This is a genomic window from ANME-2 cluster archaeon (genome assembly GCA_014237145.1).
Lineage (GTDB): Archaea > Halobacteriota > Methanosarcinia > Methanosarcinales > Methanocomedenaceae > Methanocomedens_A.
Map to the genome: position 1 here is coordinate 1 of JAAXOC010000010.1, position 15,538 is coordinate 15,538.

The 15,538-nt window shown below is 40.8% G+C and carries 16 protein-coding genes; 11 read left to right on the forward strand and 5 right to left on the reverse strand.

All coding sequences use genetic code 11. The annotated features are described in order from the left end of the window. The first annotated feature begins 1,023 nt into the window (after window positions 1-1,023). From HF974_01795 to HF974_01815, 5 genes are all read left to right on the forward strand, one after another. Window positions 1,024-1,269 (forward strand): DUF104 domain-containing protein, encoded by a 246-nt coding sequence (locus tag HF974_01795; protein MBC2697076.1) that lies wholly within the window; start codon window positions 1,024-1,026, stop codon window positions 1,267-1,269. A 1-nt stretch (window position 1,270) separates the two neighbouring features. Continuing rightward, window positions 1,271-1,702 (forward strand): type II toxin-antitoxin system VapC family toxin, encoded by a 432-nt coding sequence (locus HF974_01800; GenBank protein ID MBC2697077.1) that lies wholly within the window; start codon window positions 1,271-1,273, stop codon window positions 1,700-1,702. A 938-nt stretch (window positions 1,703-2,640) separates the two neighbouring features. Beyond that, window positions 2,641-3,879 carry a hypothetical protein gene (locus HF974_01805; GenBank protein ID MBC2697078.1) on the forward strand — a complete coding sequence of 413 codons (1,239 nt, stop codon included), beginning with the start codon at window positions 2,641-2,643 and terminating at the stop codon, window positions 3,877-3,879. Between the two features lie 555 nt (window positions 3,880-4,434). After that, window positions 4,435-4,740 carry a UPF0175 family protein gene (locus HF974_01810; protein ID MBC2697079.1) on the forward strand — a complete coding sequence of 102 codons (306 nt, stop codon included), beginning with the start codon at window positions 4,435-4,437 and terminating at the stop codon, window positions 4,738-4,740. Further along, the gene (locus HF974_01815; GenBank protein MBC2697080.1) at window positions 4,737-5,234 is read left to right on the forward strand and encodes a hypothetical protein; all 498 of its coding nucleotides are present in this window, start codon (window positions 4,737-4,739) and stop codon (window positions 5,232-5,234) included. Before HF974_01810 ends, HF974_01815 begins: the two co-directional genes overlap by 4 nt. A gap of 439 nt (window positions 5,235-5,673) precedes the next feature. On the opposite strand, the gene HF974_01820 is transcribed toward HF974_01815, so the two are convergent. The 3 genes from HF974_01820 to HF974_01830 are packed head-to-tail and all read right to left on the reverse strand — an operon-like array spanning window position 5,674 to window position 8,118. Continuing rightward, window positions 5,674-6,708, reverse strand: a complete 1,035-nt coding sequence (locus HF974_01820; GenBank protein MBC2697081.1) for an NOG1 family protein — start codon at window positions 6,706-6,708, stop codon at window positions 5,674-5,676. After that, window positions 6,698-6,922 carry a hypothetical protein gene (locus HF974_01825; GenBank protein ID MBC2697082.1) on the reverse strand — a complete coding sequence of 75 codons (225 nt, stop codon included), beginning with the start codon at window positions 6,920-6,922 and terminating at the stop codon, window positions 6,698-6,700. Before HF974_01825 ends, HF974_01820 begins: the two co-directional genes overlap by 11 nt. Then, window positions 6,919-8,118: a radical SAM protein gene (locus HF974_01830; GenBank protein ID MBC2697083.1), complete on the reverse strand. Its 1,200-nt coding sequence runs from the start codon at window positions 8,116-8,118 to the stop codon at window positions 6,919-6,921. Before HF974_01830 ends, HF974_01825 begins: the two co-directional genes overlap by 4 nt. A gap of 114 nt (window positions 8,119-8,232) precedes the next feature. Between HF974_01830 and HF974_01835 the strand changes: the two genes are divergently transcribed. Then, window positions 8,233-8,775 (forward strand): hypothetical protein, encoded by a 543-nt coding sequence (locus tag HF974_01835; protein ID MBC2697084.1) that lies wholly within the window; start codon window positions 8,233-8,235, stop codon window positions 8,773-8,775. 42 nt (window positions 8,776-8,817) lie between these two features. On the opposite strand, the gene HF974_01840 is transcribed toward HF974_01835, so the two are convergent. After that, entirely contained in the window at window positions 8,818-9,741 is a 924-nt protein-coding gene (locus HF974_01840; GenBank protein ID MBC2697085.1) for a calcium/sodium antiporter, read from the reverse strand. Window positions 9,742-9,986: 245 nt separating this feature from the next. After that, complete coding sequence (locus HF974_01845) at window positions 9,987-10,688, reverse strand: dihydromethanopterin reductase (acceptor) (GenBank protein MBC2697086.1); 702 nt, start codon at window positions 10,686-10,688, stop codon at window positions 9,987-9,989. Between the two features lie 104 nt (window positions 10,689-10,792). Here HF974_01845 and HF974_01850 point away from each other — a divergent pair, with 104 nt between their 5' ends. From HF974_01850 to groL, 5 genes are all read left to right on the forward strand, one after another. Next, window positions 10,793-11,476, forward strand: a complete 684-nt coding sequence (locus HF974_01850) for an HAD-IA family hydrolase (protein ID MBC2697087.1) — start codon at window positions 10,793-10,795, stop codon at window positions 11,474-11,476. Between the two features lie 550 nt (window positions 11,477-12,026). Next, window positions 12,027-12,818 (forward strand): AAA family ATPase, encoded by a 792-nt coding sequence (locus HF974_01855; protein MBC2697088.1) that lies wholly within the window; start codon window positions 12,027-12,029, stop codon window positions 12,816-12,818. Window positions 12,819-13,012: 194 nt separating this feature from the next. Further along, window positions 13,013-13,192: a hypothetical protein gene (locus HF974_01860; protein ID MBC2697089.1), complete on the forward strand. Its 180-nt coding sequence runs from the start codon at window positions 13,013-13,015 to the stop codon at window positions 13,190-13,192. A gap of 365 nt (window positions 13,193-13,557) precedes the next feature. Further along, window positions 13,558-13,830: a co-chaperone GroES gene (locus tag HF974_01865; GenBank protein ID MBC2697090.1), complete on the forward strand. Its 273-nt coding sequence runs from the start codon at window positions 13,558-13,560 to the stop codon at window positions 13,828-13,830. Between the two features lie 10 nt (window positions 13,831-13,840). Next, window positions 13,841-15,469: a chaperonin GroEL gene (gene groL / locus HF974_01870; GenBank protein ID MBC2697091.1), complete on the forward strand. Its 1,629-nt coding sequence runs from the start codon at window positions 13,841-13,843 to the stop codon at window positions 15,467-15,469. The last annotated feature ends 69 nt before the right edge of the window (window positions 15,470-15,538 follow it).

Sequence of the window (15,538 nt, forward strand, 5' to 3'; positions counted from 1 at the left end):
TCTTTTAGGTATTCACAATATAAATATAATATTTTAGAAATATGTAAACCACTATCATGAGAAATTATTTAAAATTTACAGATACCTGCGGAAAGTGAGTAACAAGAAATGTCAATCATTTTAACAGGATCAATGGTTTGAACTGGAAAACATGGTAATGAAGAATTTGCACTGAATAATTAGTGCAACGGTATGTGTGCACATATTATTTATCAACAATTACAGGATGGTACATAACGTTCCATGCGGTTCGAATCTCACACTAATCTACAAGGGTGGCTGCCACACTGCGGCCCTGACGGGCTGCGGTCGCAGGGTTATCTTATAAATCACTTTTGTTTTATATTTTAACAGCCATACCCACTGCTGGCAGCACCCACCAACACCCGAGGCCACAGTATGGCGGCGGGAGTGCCGACCCATGCTCTGCGCATGAGCACCCACACCCGGTACGCGGCGCCAGGGATGGGCGGGCGGTGTGAGAGTGTAAGGATGGGGGGGCAGACAGCAGATCAATACGAACGTAGATGCAACCTTAAATCAGCGTTAATCAGCGTCGTGAAAATTACTGGAAAATATAACCGTGTAAGATCATATATGTTGCAATATTATATGGTTGACTCGACACTAGCAATAATTACTTATCAGTCAGCGGTCTCACTTATCGATCGGCCACTGGTGAGCATGATTTGAAAGCTAGTGTGGTATCTGAGAATTATTGAAATCGAAAATATCCAAGAATAAGCAGGACATATCCTTCTGGAGGAAGCAGGTTCTACTTCCTCCTTTATTCGTTATTTCAACCAGGGCTTGACATTATAAAATTATATTCATAAGATACAACTTCCAGTTTCTGATCTTCTTGTCTGTCATCTTGCGTACCAGCTCCGCTTGCTCCTGATTCAGTTTCTCTTCAGGAATTAACCTGCCATAAAGTTTTGAGTAGGTAATCTGCCCGTGAGAATAGTATTTATCAAAAGGTTTGACAAAGATATTAGTATCATGAGATAAACAAATAGAATTATGAATTCAGCCAAAACAAAAACAGTACATGCTCACTTTGATGGTAAAGTGCTAAGACCGGATGAGCCAGTTGATCTGAAACCCAATGTTCGTTATCGTATAACCATTGAAGATGAAGATTCTTCGGCAAAGCAGAGCATTTGGGAAGTACTCGATGAATTTTCCGGAAAAATTGAAGGACCAGAGGATTGGTCTGAAGAACATGACCATTACCTGTACGGCATACCAAAGCAGAAAAAAAGGTAGTATGAATACAAGCCGATTTTTTATGGACACTGCATATGTGCTGGCATTGCTCAATCAAAATGATAAATATCACGAAAAGGCCAAAGCGATACTTCCAAAAACCAGCATTGCAGATGAAGTGTGTATAACAGAAACAGTAATTATTGAAATTGGTAATTCTCTGGCACGCTCTAACCGTTCTATGGCAATTGCTTTTATTGAAAGTCTATACACTACCTATAACGTCAGTGTTATTCCTGTTGATAGTGAATTGTTGGGTCAAGCTATAGATTTCTATCACAGACGGGAAGATAAGGAATGGGGATTAACAGATTGTATCTCATTTATTGTAATGGAGGACCAAAATTTGACGAATGCGTTAACGTCAGATGAGCATTTCATACAGGCAGGTTTCAGAGCGTTATTGAGAGAAGATATCCCATCCAAAGAATGAATAACTTGAAATTGAAAGGTTTACATTTCTTTTCAATGATGTTATTCCCGCCGCCGCTGCGCTTTGTATATCCACAAGACCTTAAACAAAATAAATTTGAGTGTAATCTAATTTTGTTGGCTATTTCTACGTTTATCTGCCGTTCGAAGTTCATAAGAATTCGCAAGGTCTGGCTGCCACACTACCGCCCTGACGGGCTGCAGTGGCAGGGTACAGTACAGATGTTGGGACAGCAAAAGGGTGTGAGAATGGATGGGAGCTGGCAATCATTTCAATATTAACCGCAGATATACGGAAATTGAAGCTTGCTGCTAAGTGTTTCACCGCAAAGTTCGCAAAGACAATGTTACCTTAACTTTGCGTCCTTTGCGGTGCAGTATATCATTAATTGTATATTTCAACAGCCATGCCCCCGCCGGCAGCACCCACCAACACCTGAGGCCACAGTACGCACACACCACTTCCCGGCCCACGCTCTGCGCATGAGCACCCGCACCAGGTCCGCAGTGCCAGGGATGGGCGGTCGGTCGAGTGCAGGAAGGGCAGCGAAGGTGAGTAGAGAATTTGAGTTCGTTGGAAAGTCTTTGATTTTCAACCCGATACAAACAGTAATACACAGATTAACTTTATATAAAATATTAACCTAATCAATGCAGTACAACATTTTTATTTCAAAATTTTATAATAATTTATAATCATTTGATTTGGTTATACTCAGTTAAAATCAAGCTGTTTTGAAAAACAATAATTTATGTTTACTTATTTTTAAATATCAACCCTTATTCCCAGTCCACAAGCAAAAAAAGTACTATAACAATTTAGTTCAATTGAAAAATTTATATATTTTATTGACAAATACTAACTCAATATGCTTAATATCATCGATAGTTTAACCACAAAAGTGAAAGCTGCTCAGTCAGTGTTAGATAATTTTATTGATGAGACTGGTCAAAAACCCAGACCAAAACAAAAAATCAACTACTCTTGAGATTGATGGCGATTATGAGATCAATTCAAAAGGTAGGTTAGCACTATCGAACCCGGCATGTCCAATACATGGAACTAAATACATAACTGAAAACGGTTGGACCAGTAACATATTGGAAACCATCACTGGAGATAAGGCTAAAATTATCCGTCAAATGCATATTTGTTCAGAGTGCCGAACAGTTTTTTTGCCAAGCTTGGAATATCTTAAAATACCTTATGGCAGAATAACGAAAGATGGGCAGCGTTATCTACTTGAACTAACAATTGAAGATGGATCATCCCTTAGGAAAGCAAAAAGAAGGTTGAAAAACACCTTTGGTCTTGAAATAGATATTTCCCGTCTCTGGTACTTGATACAAGCTACTGGAATAAAATCTAACGAAAAAACCAAAGAACTGACCGATAGCGGCATTAAATTCAGCAGAATTGTATGTTACGACGAAAAAATATTACGTAAAACCGTTAAGAATGTAGTTAAAATGTCAGTCCTTGATGTTATTTATGGTTATGCTATCAAAGAAGACGTTAAGAAAAATAAAAAAAGTAAAACGATTGGGTCATTTCTTATCGATGCCTTAGAAGATAAGCCTATACTTGCAATCGTTACGGATTGTGACCCGAAGTATCCAGATATTGTAAAAAATAATTTTCCAGATGTACAGCATCAGTTGTGTGTCGGTCATTTTAATGATATTGTAGATGATGACATTCGAATAGCAGCTGGCCTCAATTATGGCAAAAAGAAAGAACTTCCTACAAAATATCAAAAGCTGAAGGGTGAAATATATTACATCCTTTCTTCAAAAAGCAGAATAATTGCTGATAAAAAGCTATATTCCCTTATGGAGTGTGAATTGGGTAAAGATGAAGCAATCGATAAACTAATAATGAAAACTAAGGCATATTTTCCCCATCTAACTCATTTCATGGATGATGTTCGAATACCTAAAACTAACAACAAATTAGAAAGTTGGTATTCAACAATGGAAGCGAATTATAACAACAATCGACGGTTCAAGTCAATAGAAGGTGCAAATAATTATTCCAGTTGCCAAACGATTTTTAGAAACTTTTACGAAATCAAAGAGGGAGCATATATAAATTCAAGCCCATATAGCAGAGCTGGTTTGGATCATCTTATATTCCGCAGGTATACTTTGAAAACAAATCTTTTTTTTAAACATTGAATGATGCCTAATGATTGTGGTTTTCTGTATATTTAGATAAATGGTTTGAAAAAATGCATGTATATTTTCTGCCGAAATTGGCAAATCATATATTCAAAACATATCTTTTAGGTATTCACAATATAAATATAATATTTTAGAAATATGTAAACCACTATCATGAGAAATTATTTAAAATTTACAGATACCTGCGGAAAGTGAGATCATGGAGATAATGATTGGTTAAATGTATTGGGATTTGGAGATAAGATTTATAAATTTATTAAAACCATTGATAAAGCTATTCTAAGTAAAATAGGTTTTATTTGATGGAAAAATTTAAATCAAAGGATTTCAAACGATCTCCGATTTTTCATTCATCATTTGTAAAAGGTCCAAGGAAATCGCATTTTAATTCCCCTAAAATAGGTCTTTGCTTTTCTCACCTAAAATTGTGCTGACCCACCGTCCGTACCGTTGCATCCTGCCTCCGGCCGATTAAAAACATTTACCGCATCAAGCGATAATACTTAAATGTATGAAACTAATAAACTATAATGTATGTCAACTACCAGCTTGCCAAATATAATTGAAACCGAAATAAAAGCCCTTGTGAAGGGCGGATATTTCAACAGCAAAGATAGTTTCATAGAGGAAGCTATTAAATATATGCTGTCTAGCAGGGGAGATTTGAAGATAAACGCTGCTGTTGAAATGTACCGCTCAAAAGATGTCAGTCTTGGCAGGGCAGCTGAACTGGCAGGTCTTTCTATTTTTGAGTTCAGTGAGATTCTAAAGGCAAGGAGAATTAAAACAGTAGTGAATGCTCCATCTAAGGAAGAGATGAACAGACAGATAAAGCAGATGGAAAAAAGCCGATGATGAATATCGTTTTTGATACTGATATATTATCCATCTTTGCCAAGGCTGATGCTATTTTATACCTTGAAAGATTATTTTCAAAAGACCGCTTGCTGATTACTCCTTCTGTTTACAGGGAATTGAAAGTACCAAAGGAATATGGATATGATTTTCCTGATCAGGTATTCAATTCCGGACGGTTTGAACTTGTGCAATTGACAGGTGGGGAGGTTGAGGAGTTTAAATTGAAACTGCTCAAGGCCAAGACTGTTCACAGTGGAGAACTTGAGGCTGTAATTATTGCCCGGAGTAGGGGGTATATGTTTTCGTCTAATGATACTAAGGCTCTGGAGTTTGCTGTTTCAGAGGAGATTGAAGTGTTATATCTACATTCGATATTGAGGGCGTTGTGGAAGTTTAGTCTGCTGACACCTGATGAGGTAAAGGAACTTATTGGAAGTATGGAACTGAGGGATAATATGGAGATTAAGGAAAAGGATTTGATATTTGATTAGTGGCATGTATATTTTTTTAAAGAAAAGACATGGTGTTGCCAATATGCAAAATATAAAATTTAAGTTATAGTTGTCAGTGAACTTATAGGAACTCTCCTTCAAGAATCCGTACGAGTTGGGTGTTAATTCTTGAATAAGCCCTGCTGTCGGACTTGATTACTGTTTTTGAACCACATAGCGCACAGGCGTGCCCAGTAAAGTTCATACTGCTCAACTAGTGTCAAGTCAACCTTCAAGTGTCAGATTATGAAGGGCATAAGGCACAATTCTAAAATCAAATTATTCAATAATCACACTAGACGCAGATTTATACTGATTTACGCAGATGCAACCTTAAATCTGCGTAAATCTGCGTCTTAAAAATAACTGGGAAATGAAACAGTGTCAGATCATATATCTAGCGATATTGTATGATTGACTCGACACTAGTTAGTTTTAATTATTGTTCAATTGTGCCGTCATACTTCCCAATATCCATCATAGACACCAGCCGACCCATCACATCGTCCACACCTTCACCTGTCAGGGTTGACATGACCGCATCGAATTCACTCCCTGACATTTTATCCGGATTGTTAAATTTACTGTCTGCCACCAGCAGGTTAACTTTATCAGCCGCTACCAGCAGGTCAACCTTATTGGCTGCCACAAGTAAGGGCATATCAATATGCTCCCTCACTTCATCCAGAAGCCTCATCTGCTCATCCGGCTCATACCCACATGTACCAGATGGGTCAATAATGAACAACAGCACATCGCCAAGGTGCCTCAATGCCGAGATGGCCTGCAGTTCAATTTCATTACGCTGTCCCAGCGGCCTGTCCAGCAGACCCGGTGTGTCCACTATCTGGCACCTGGTAATTCCCACTTTGAAATGCCCCACAGCCAGCCCCTTGGTGGTGAAAGGATAGGTGGCAACCTCTGGAGTTGCACTTGACACCAGGGCAACGAAACTGGATTTTCCCACATTAGGATAACCAGCGATAACAACTGTAGGTTCAATACCTACATCAGGTAGTTTTCTCAGTTTATTCCTTGCATCATTCAGTAACCTGAGATTCTTATCCACATCCCTTGTGATAGAAGATATCCTGCCGTAAGCAGCCTTACGAACAGACACAGGGTCATCGCTGTGCCGCATCTTTCCCACGTGCAGCCGTGCAATTTCATGTATCTTCTCACCAGCCCACTGCACTGATGCAATATTGGTCCTTAATGCATCCACACCCACCAGTATGTCTGCTAATTCCCTGTAGAATTCAGGGATATTTTCAAAACTTGGAAACTGCCGCACCACATTTGCAAGGTTATCCGATAGTATGTTGGCTGCGGTCAACAACATGGACTCTTCAGCCCGGCGGCGGGAAAATTCACTTCTGACCGTCTTCCCTTTCCGGGCACGACTGGCTTTGCGAAAGGCCTTGTCCAGAAGTTCTTCCGAAGTTGGGATGGTATGTATCTTCTCAAATATCATTTGCCTCACCAACAGCGGCTGTGCTCATAAAGATTGCTCTGCCGTTTAAGTGACTTTTTATTATTTCCTGAAACGGTTTATAACCACAGAGGGCACAGAGAGCACAGAGAGCACAGAGAATCAATAACGCTCTGTGTTCTATGTGCTCTCTGTGGTTGATTTTCTTTGGCATGATCTTTTTCATCCAGAATAAATAAAAAAGTCTGCCGTTCAATCCCGTCCTTCAATATACTCTGCCCTGAATTTTTCATCCCTCATAAGGCAGTCAGGAGAGCGGTAAATCCCGGTTTTCTGGATCCGCCGCCAGAGGTCTTTTAGCGGCTCATCATTTACATTGCCGTATGTTATCGGGATACAGGCACAGGGCAGGACATCACCTTGTGGTGTCACATGCAGCCAGCGCCGGCCTGCAAAACAGCCGGTAGTACTCATGACATGGGGTATACAGAACACCTTCACTGCCCCGCCGCTTCTTCGTTCAACGAACTCATCCAGCAGTTGATGGTGTTCAGGTGAGAGTATATCCTTTTTATGGTCTATCCACCTTCCTGTAGGTACTATCTCATAGAAAGATAGCTCATGCACCCCCATCGATTCGGCCAGATCGTAGAACTCATCCAGATCATGGATGTTATGGGGTGCCACCACCACATAAATGTCTACCAGCATTCCTGCATACAGGCTGTAACTTATGGCATTCATAGCTTCACTAAATACACCCTCCCTGCCTCGAATCCTGTCATGTTCGCCCTCCTTAGGGCTGTCAAGACTGACATTTACACTAAACATGCCAGCTTCTGCCAGCGCCAGGGCTTTTTCTTTTGTGAGACCTGAACCGGATGTGAATACAGTTGCTATGGCCCCATCCGGGACATAGGAGACAAGTTCCTCAAGTCCTTCATATATCATGGGCTCACCGCCGTCAAAAATTATCTGGGTGGCCCCCATATCCACAGACTGGTCAATAATATCCTTGATAGCAGGAACAGATAGACTTGTCTTATTCTTGGTATCCGGAAGGGCACAGTGGATGCACCTGTTCGGACACTCTTCTGTGATGGAAATAGTCACTTGTTCCGGGTTGGTGGACGCAGGCATGCCAAGTTTCCAAAAGGTCCGGGCCATCATATTCTTTATTTGACTGTGCACCAGCCTGTCAAATGCCAGGGAAGGAATGGGAGGTATCCAGGTAGAAAAAAACAGTGCATCATTAGTGACCCTTACAGGAACTTCCCCTTCAAAGATGCTTACCAGGGGGCCGGTAAAGCGATTCATCAGGAAGCGCAAAGGACCCGAAGTTTTCACTCTTACAGAACCGTGGTCAATATAAGCGAATACTTTAAAAAGGAAGTTTTCATATATTGGGAATTTCAGTCCATCCATAATCGTATCAGGTAATGTGATTACCATACTTTAAGTATTATGTACTGATATCTATTATCGGAATATTGTTGGATTACCATTAGAATATCATTAAAATATTATCAGATCATCATCAGAATATCATTACTAATATTGTAGAACATGGATCTCAAAATTGAAAATGGAATACACATTATCCTGGGAAGCTTTGTGGGAATCCTGACAGTCCAGGGTGTTATAATCGGTGCATCGGTTTTTGGTGATACATCATTTATTATCAATGTTGCACTTGGAGGAGCAGTAGCGCTTGCGCTTGCAAACTGCACAGGGTCTTATGTAACAAGGAGTGCAAAAGAATATGATAAACTTTCCAGGCTCGAAAAACCCCTACTCAGAAGCCTTGACAATACCAAGATAAAGAAGCTGACAGTAAAAAATGTCCTGATCAGTTCCCTTGTAATGGGCGGTGCAAGTTTTGTTGGTTCACTGATACCCATATTGCCTTTTATTTTTCTTGAAACCCGCCACCTGGAGGTATCCATCGGATCAAGTATTACTGCCCTGGCCTTGCTGGGGATATATTCAGGTAAGGTACTAAAACAAAATATCCTGTTTCACTTAATAAGAATGGCAGGGCTGGGAGGAGTTATAATACTTGTGATCTATGTATTATTCCGGATAATAACCGATCAATCCATTATGTAATTCCTGAACTACTGGGTCATCAATTCTGGGTAAGCCGGGTCATCAGATGGTATAAATTGAATATATAAAGAACACATACATCAATAGATATAGGGCACCCCACAAGCGGGATATCTCCTTTTTCCTGACAACAAGGATCAGAATCAGCGATAACAACAGCATATATGCGAGGTTGAACCTGAACAGGAAGGCGTCTTCAACCACCACTTCCCTTATCATTGAAGCGGTCCCCATTGCCAGCACAATGTTTGTGATATTGGACCCGATCACATTTCCAAGTATCAACATGGTAAATCCACGACGTGCTGCAGAAATGGACACTGCCAGTTCAGGCAGGGACGTCCCCAGTGCAATTACGGTAAGACCGATAACCGCACTTGAAATCCCCATTTGGTCTGCCAGGTTGACAGCTGAATCAACCAGCAATTTGCTGCCAATGAGCACACCGACCAGTCCGGCCAACGTGTAAAAAATTATTTTGATATTGAAATCATCGTTGTTCTTTGATTCATTAGGTTTTTTATGGGATTTTATTGAATATAATATATATACGATATATACCCCTGTTAGTATCACACCTTCAAGCCTGCTTATGCTGTCATCGGTTAGAATTAGGATTATACCAAAACTAATCACAAGTAAATGAATGATACTTTCCTTGAACATGTGGTCATCAGAGATGACAGTATTTCTTATAAAAAAAGATAAACCAAGTACAAGCGCAATATTTGTGATATTGGAACCTACAACATTGCCAATCACAATGCCTGATACACCTGAAAAGGATGCATAGTCGGTCACAACGATCTCTGGCAGGGATGTCCCTATCCCTACTATGGTTATACCTATAAGAAATTGTGAAACCCCGAAAGACCTGGCAAGTTTAACAGCATTCTCTGTAAAAAAATCACTGGAATATACAATTATAGGGAAAGCAATGATAAATAACAGTATATCAGGTAACATTGTTATGTAGCCCTTTCAAATTAAATGGTAATTGATCATATTGCTCTAAATTTTGAGACATAGATTACACTGATTACACTGATTAATAGTTGTTGTAAAAATCAGTGTAATCTATGAAATCTGTGTCTATATTAATTTTGCATTTTGCCATACTTTTTGAAATGGATATATTATTATTTCCTAATTCTGCCTACAAACAGTTTTTATGCTATTTATCATATCGGATTTAAAAAAGAACCGGTTTTTCACAAAATTAATTCTAATATGGCATATGGGTCATCAAGTACTGTTATCTCATCCAATCCCCTGAGTATCTGAACGTTCCTGCTGTCAATATCCCGAATCCTGAGTTCCACTTCCCCGCCCTTTATTGCCCCATACGTGCAGATATCAATACAATTACCACAACCGTCACACAATAACAGGTCTATCTGCGGCTCATCAGTAAAAGCCTGGTTGGGACATTCGTTCTTAGGAGGACAATCCTCACAATTTTGGCATAGATCCCTGTCAATATTATATGGCAGTTCCGAGCGTACCACGCCTGCAATATCCACCGGTACTATATGTACCGGGACACTGCCTTTTACTGCCTGGGTCACTGCGTTGGTGACAAGGGTGTCTGCAATGCCGTGGGTTATTTTTGCAACAGTATTTGATGTGGCAGGCGATATTATGAGATGGTCGTATTTATCCATAAGGAACCTTCCGACCTTTGGATAACTTTTGCCCTGGTCCTTTTCAAGGAAAATCTCTTCCATATACCCACCCGGGGCTATACTATCCAGTGATCCGAGCAAGCCGTACATTTTCAGGACCTCTTCTCCCGCCCCTGATATGAATATCGATACTTTCAGGTCAGGATTTCGTTGTTTAAGTTTCCTGAATACTTCATAACTCTCTGACAGGTAATGTCCGGCACCTGTAATTCCCCATGCGATCCTCATATTTACAAATCCTTGCTAATTAATATTATTATTAAATTCATCTGTAATAGCATTTGTTCTTGAATGAATATTTATTTATGTTTCCTGAAATACAGTAATCCAGTATGTTAATAAAGGCTGTCCTGTTCGACCTGGACAATACATTGCTGGATTTTTCTGAAATGAAGCATATGGCAGTGAACATGGCCATAAGGGCCATGATCGACCAGGGGCTTGACATGGACCCTGATGAAGCTTTCAGAAGTATTTTCGAAACGTACTATGAGGTGGGGATCGAATCAGACAACGCATTCAGTGAATTCCTGAAACGAAGGTTCGGCCAGGTGGATGAGCGCATCCTGGCGGCTGGCGTTAATGCATACCTGCGCACTAAGCCCTCTTTCCTGGAGCCATATCCCAATGTGGTGCCTACCCTTATCAAACTTATAAAGTCGGGGCTTGTTATTGGTATATTGACCGATGCGCCCAGGCTTAAGGGATGGCAGCGACTGTGTGCCATTAGACTGCAGCATTTCTTTGACCATGTGATCACCAGGGATGATAGTGGTGCACCGAAAACGGGAGGACTTCCATTCGAATATGCGCTTGGGCAATTGAAACTATCCTCAAAAGAAGTGCTGTTCGTGGGAGACAGTGTTGAGCGAGACATAAAAGGTGCAAAGGCGGCTGGTATGGTTACGGCGCTGGCAGGTTATGGGACCAAGGATGCAGAGGAGGTCATACTAGCTGCCCAACCCGATTATATTCTGTCAGATTTCAGGGAATTGCTGGATATTATCGGTCTGTAAGATTTTGGTAAGGATTTGATTTCGTACCAGTTGCATCAAGTTAACTGCAGAAAATACCGGTCAGATTAAGATTTTAATAGAGTGACTTTTTAATTTATTCTGGTTACACTTATTAATCAGTTATATTAACCGTTGATAAATGCTGATACTGCATGTGAAATCTGCGTTCATCTGTGTGTATCTGCGGTTCTTTATTGTTCAAAAGATCAGAACAAATTTAAAGGACTCGCAATACACGACGATACTTATATATATTGGAATCACTAATATATTAATATCATCATTATCATTAGTATAATGATATTGGTAATTTGAGAGGTGAACAAAGAATAAATATTAAGATATTTACTAACTATTATTGATTATTTTGTTAATCCTAAACAACAGATGTTGAATATTAATAACAAGATAATTGGATAATTTAAGTATTAGGCAATGAAATATATGTGGAAAACAATAATATTTGAATAAAATATATTTTATTATTCGTATATAATATTTAGTATGTAATATTTATTTTCTGTTAATCATAAAGGAGGAATATATAATGATCGCAAAAGTGTATACGATTGCATCTGGAAAAGGTGGTACCGGAAAAACTACAACCACCGTCAACCTGGGAACGGCACTTGCGCTTCTTGGTAAAAAAACAGTTATAATCGATGCAGATATAGGTATGGCAAACCTTGGCCTTTTGCTGGGCCTTGAAAAAAGTCCTGTCACCCTGCACGAAGTATTGAGTGGAAAAGCAGACGTGAAGGAAGCAGTATATGAAGGTCCCGGTGGCGTATATGTCATACCCTGCGGCATCTCACTCCAGGGATTCCAGAACTCAGACCCTGAAAAGCTGCAGGAAGTAATGACCACACTTATCGAAGATATGGATTTCATGTTGATCGATGCCCCGGCAGGTATCAGTAAGGATGGTGTGATACCTCTGGCCATTGCAGATAAAGTTATTCTGGTTGTTAATCCCGAATTATCATCCATGGCTGACGCCTTGAAGACCAAGGTCTTAACCGAAATGCTTGGTGGGGAGATTGGCGGGGCTATCCTTAACCGGGCGGGACTGGGGCGAACAGAAATAAACAAGCAAAAAGTAGCAGACCTTTTAAATGTAGATGTCATTGAAATGGTGCCAGAAGATTCAAATGTACGGCGATCTGCCACGTTTAAAACACCAATCGTCATCAAAACACCAAACTCTCCTGCAGCCGTCGCATTCAAACGATTAGCAGCTTATGTCTCAGACACTGATTTCCTTGAACCCGCGGAAGGTGAGGAAGAAAACGAGGAGGGGTTTGTAGGAAGGATTGCAAGAGTCCTGTTCGAGAGTAAATAAAATGGATTCGGGTAACTTGATTATAGGAGTTCTTTTATTAGTCTTGATCATTGCGGTTTTCCTGGTGTACCTGATGAATGTCAGAATTAAATAACTTGAAAATAAACTCGATACAGTAAGAAGTAGAATAGCTTTGAAAGACGATGAACTCACCCGCCTGGCGCGTTATATCGAAGACTTCAAGAGATTAAAGAATGAGCCTATTCCCTACTGAAATGGCAAATGCGGCTGATCAAATGGCTGCATCAGGCATGCAGGGGGGAGGTTTCATGCAGGAGTTTGACTTTAATGTATCTAATAGGTTGTTCTTCCATGCAGCAGTGATACAGGGTGTATGTTCAGGTTTTATACTAAACAGTATCTATTTTTTGTAACTTTCTGCCACAGAGAGCACAGAAAACATAGAGATGCTTTTTCCGCCCCAAACTCCACTCTGTGCTCTCTGTGAGCTCTCTGGCAGTCATATAAAGTTCCAAATTATACTTGTGGAGTAGTATATCTCCGGGGTAATAGGAGAAGGGAGTCTCTTATCTGGTTTGAAGCACTCCACAATAAAGGTTAAAGTAAGATACCTGTTATTTACAATGGCCGTATTGTAGGTGATGTTGAACTTTTTCTTTGGGAAAAATAACTGTGTGCTTTATAGGTGAACGTATCGTAATGTACTTATAGAAGTGCAAACAATGAAGATGCACTTCGTAATATTATTCTATAACAAATTTTTGATAGAGGTAAATCTATGAATATAAAACCAATCGGCGAAAGAGTTTTAATTAAACCAATGAAAGAAGAAGAAAAGACTGCTGGTGGGATCTACATTCCAGAGACTGCGAAAGAACAGAAAAAACAAGGAGTAGTCGTGGAAATAGGCACTGCCGATGATGATAAAGAACTGCCTGTACAGAAAGGTGACCTGATAATATACACAGGATATAGTACAGAAGATCTGGAAATAGACGGGGAAGAATACCTCATAATCAACATAAGCGATATAATCGCAAAGCTTGAGTAGGTGAAAATAAATGGCAAAACAATTAATTTTCGATGATGAGGCAAGGCATGCCCTGATGAGGGGAGTGGACCAGCTTGCCAATACTGTAAAGATCACACTGGGTCCGAAGGGCAGGAACGTGGTGTTATCATCAACTTTTGGCAGTCCCACTATTACAAATGACGGTGTCACCATAGCTAAGGAAATAGACCTGGAAGACCCGTATGAAGACATGGGCGCCAAACTGGTCAAGGAAGTGGCCACCAAAACCCAGGATGTGGCCGGTGATGGTACAACCACAGCCACTCTGCTGGCACAGGCTATCCTCCACAAGGGCATGAGGAACATCACTGTAGGAGCCAATCCAATTGAAATAAAACGAGGCATAGACAAAGCCACTGAGACTGTGGTTGAAAATATTAAATCCAAGAGTGAGGAAGTAAAAGGTAAGGATAAGGTCACACAGGTTGCTACGATCTCGGCTAACAATGATGAAGTGATCGGGAACCTGATCTCTGATGCCATGGATAAAGTGGGTGCCAATGGTGTAATTACCGTTGAAGAGGCAAAATCCATGGATACATACCTGGAAGTGGTGGAAGGTATGCAGTTCGATAAGGGCTATATTTCCCCGTACATGTCTACGGATACTGAGAAGATGGAGGCCGTGCTTGAAGAGCCGAAGATACTCTTATTTGATAAGACGATCAGTGCAATGAAGGACTTTCTTCCCGTCCTGGAAGCAGTGGTCAAGGAGAATAAACCGCTGTTGATCATTGCAGAAGATGTTGAAGGTGAAGCACTGGCTACTACTGTACTGAACATTATTCGCGGCACGCTTAAAGTATGCGCGGTAAAAGCGCCTGGTTTTGGCGATGAACGCAAAGAGATGATGGAGGACATTGCAGCGGTAACAGGTGCAAAGGTTATCAGCGAAGAAAAAGGTATGAAACTTGAAAATACCACACTGTCTGACCTGGGCAGTGCCCGCAAGGTCAGGGTGAACAAGGAGAAGACCATCATTATCGAAGGTCAGGGCTCAAAGGATGATATTGAGAGAAGGGTATCCATCATTGAGGGCCAGATCAAGCTGGAAGATTCGGAATATAAGATCAAGAACCTCAGGAAGCGCCTTGGTAAGCTGGCAGGTGGTGTGGCTGTGATCAATGTTGGTGCTGCTACTGAGACAGAGCTTAAGGATAAGAAGATGCGTATCGATGATGCATTGAACGCTACCAAGGCTGCCATAGAGGAAGGCGTGGTTGCAGGCGGCGGAATTGCATTGATCAGGGCTGCCAGGGCACTGGATGACCTATCCCTTGAGGGCGACCAGGAGATCGGGCTGAACATTATCAGGAATGCCATTGAGGAGCCGCTGAAACAGATAGCCACTAATGCCGGTAAGGAAGGGTCAGTAGTGGTGGAACACATAAAGTCAGAGACTAATCACAATATAGGGTATGATGCCAAGACAGATGAGTATAAGGATATGGTTGAAGCTGGCATTATCGACCCTGTGAAGGTGGTACGCAGCGCATTGCAGAATGCTGCAAGTATAGCCAGCCTGGTGCTGACCACAGAGGCCCTTGTGGCAGATATACCGGAAGAGTCATCGGCAATGCCCGCTATGCCGGGACCTGAGAGCTACATGGGAATGTAGTTCTCTTTTTTCTTTTTTTCTTTCAACCAGTGGAGTAATCTTTTTTTTCTGTATCTTCACACACAGATT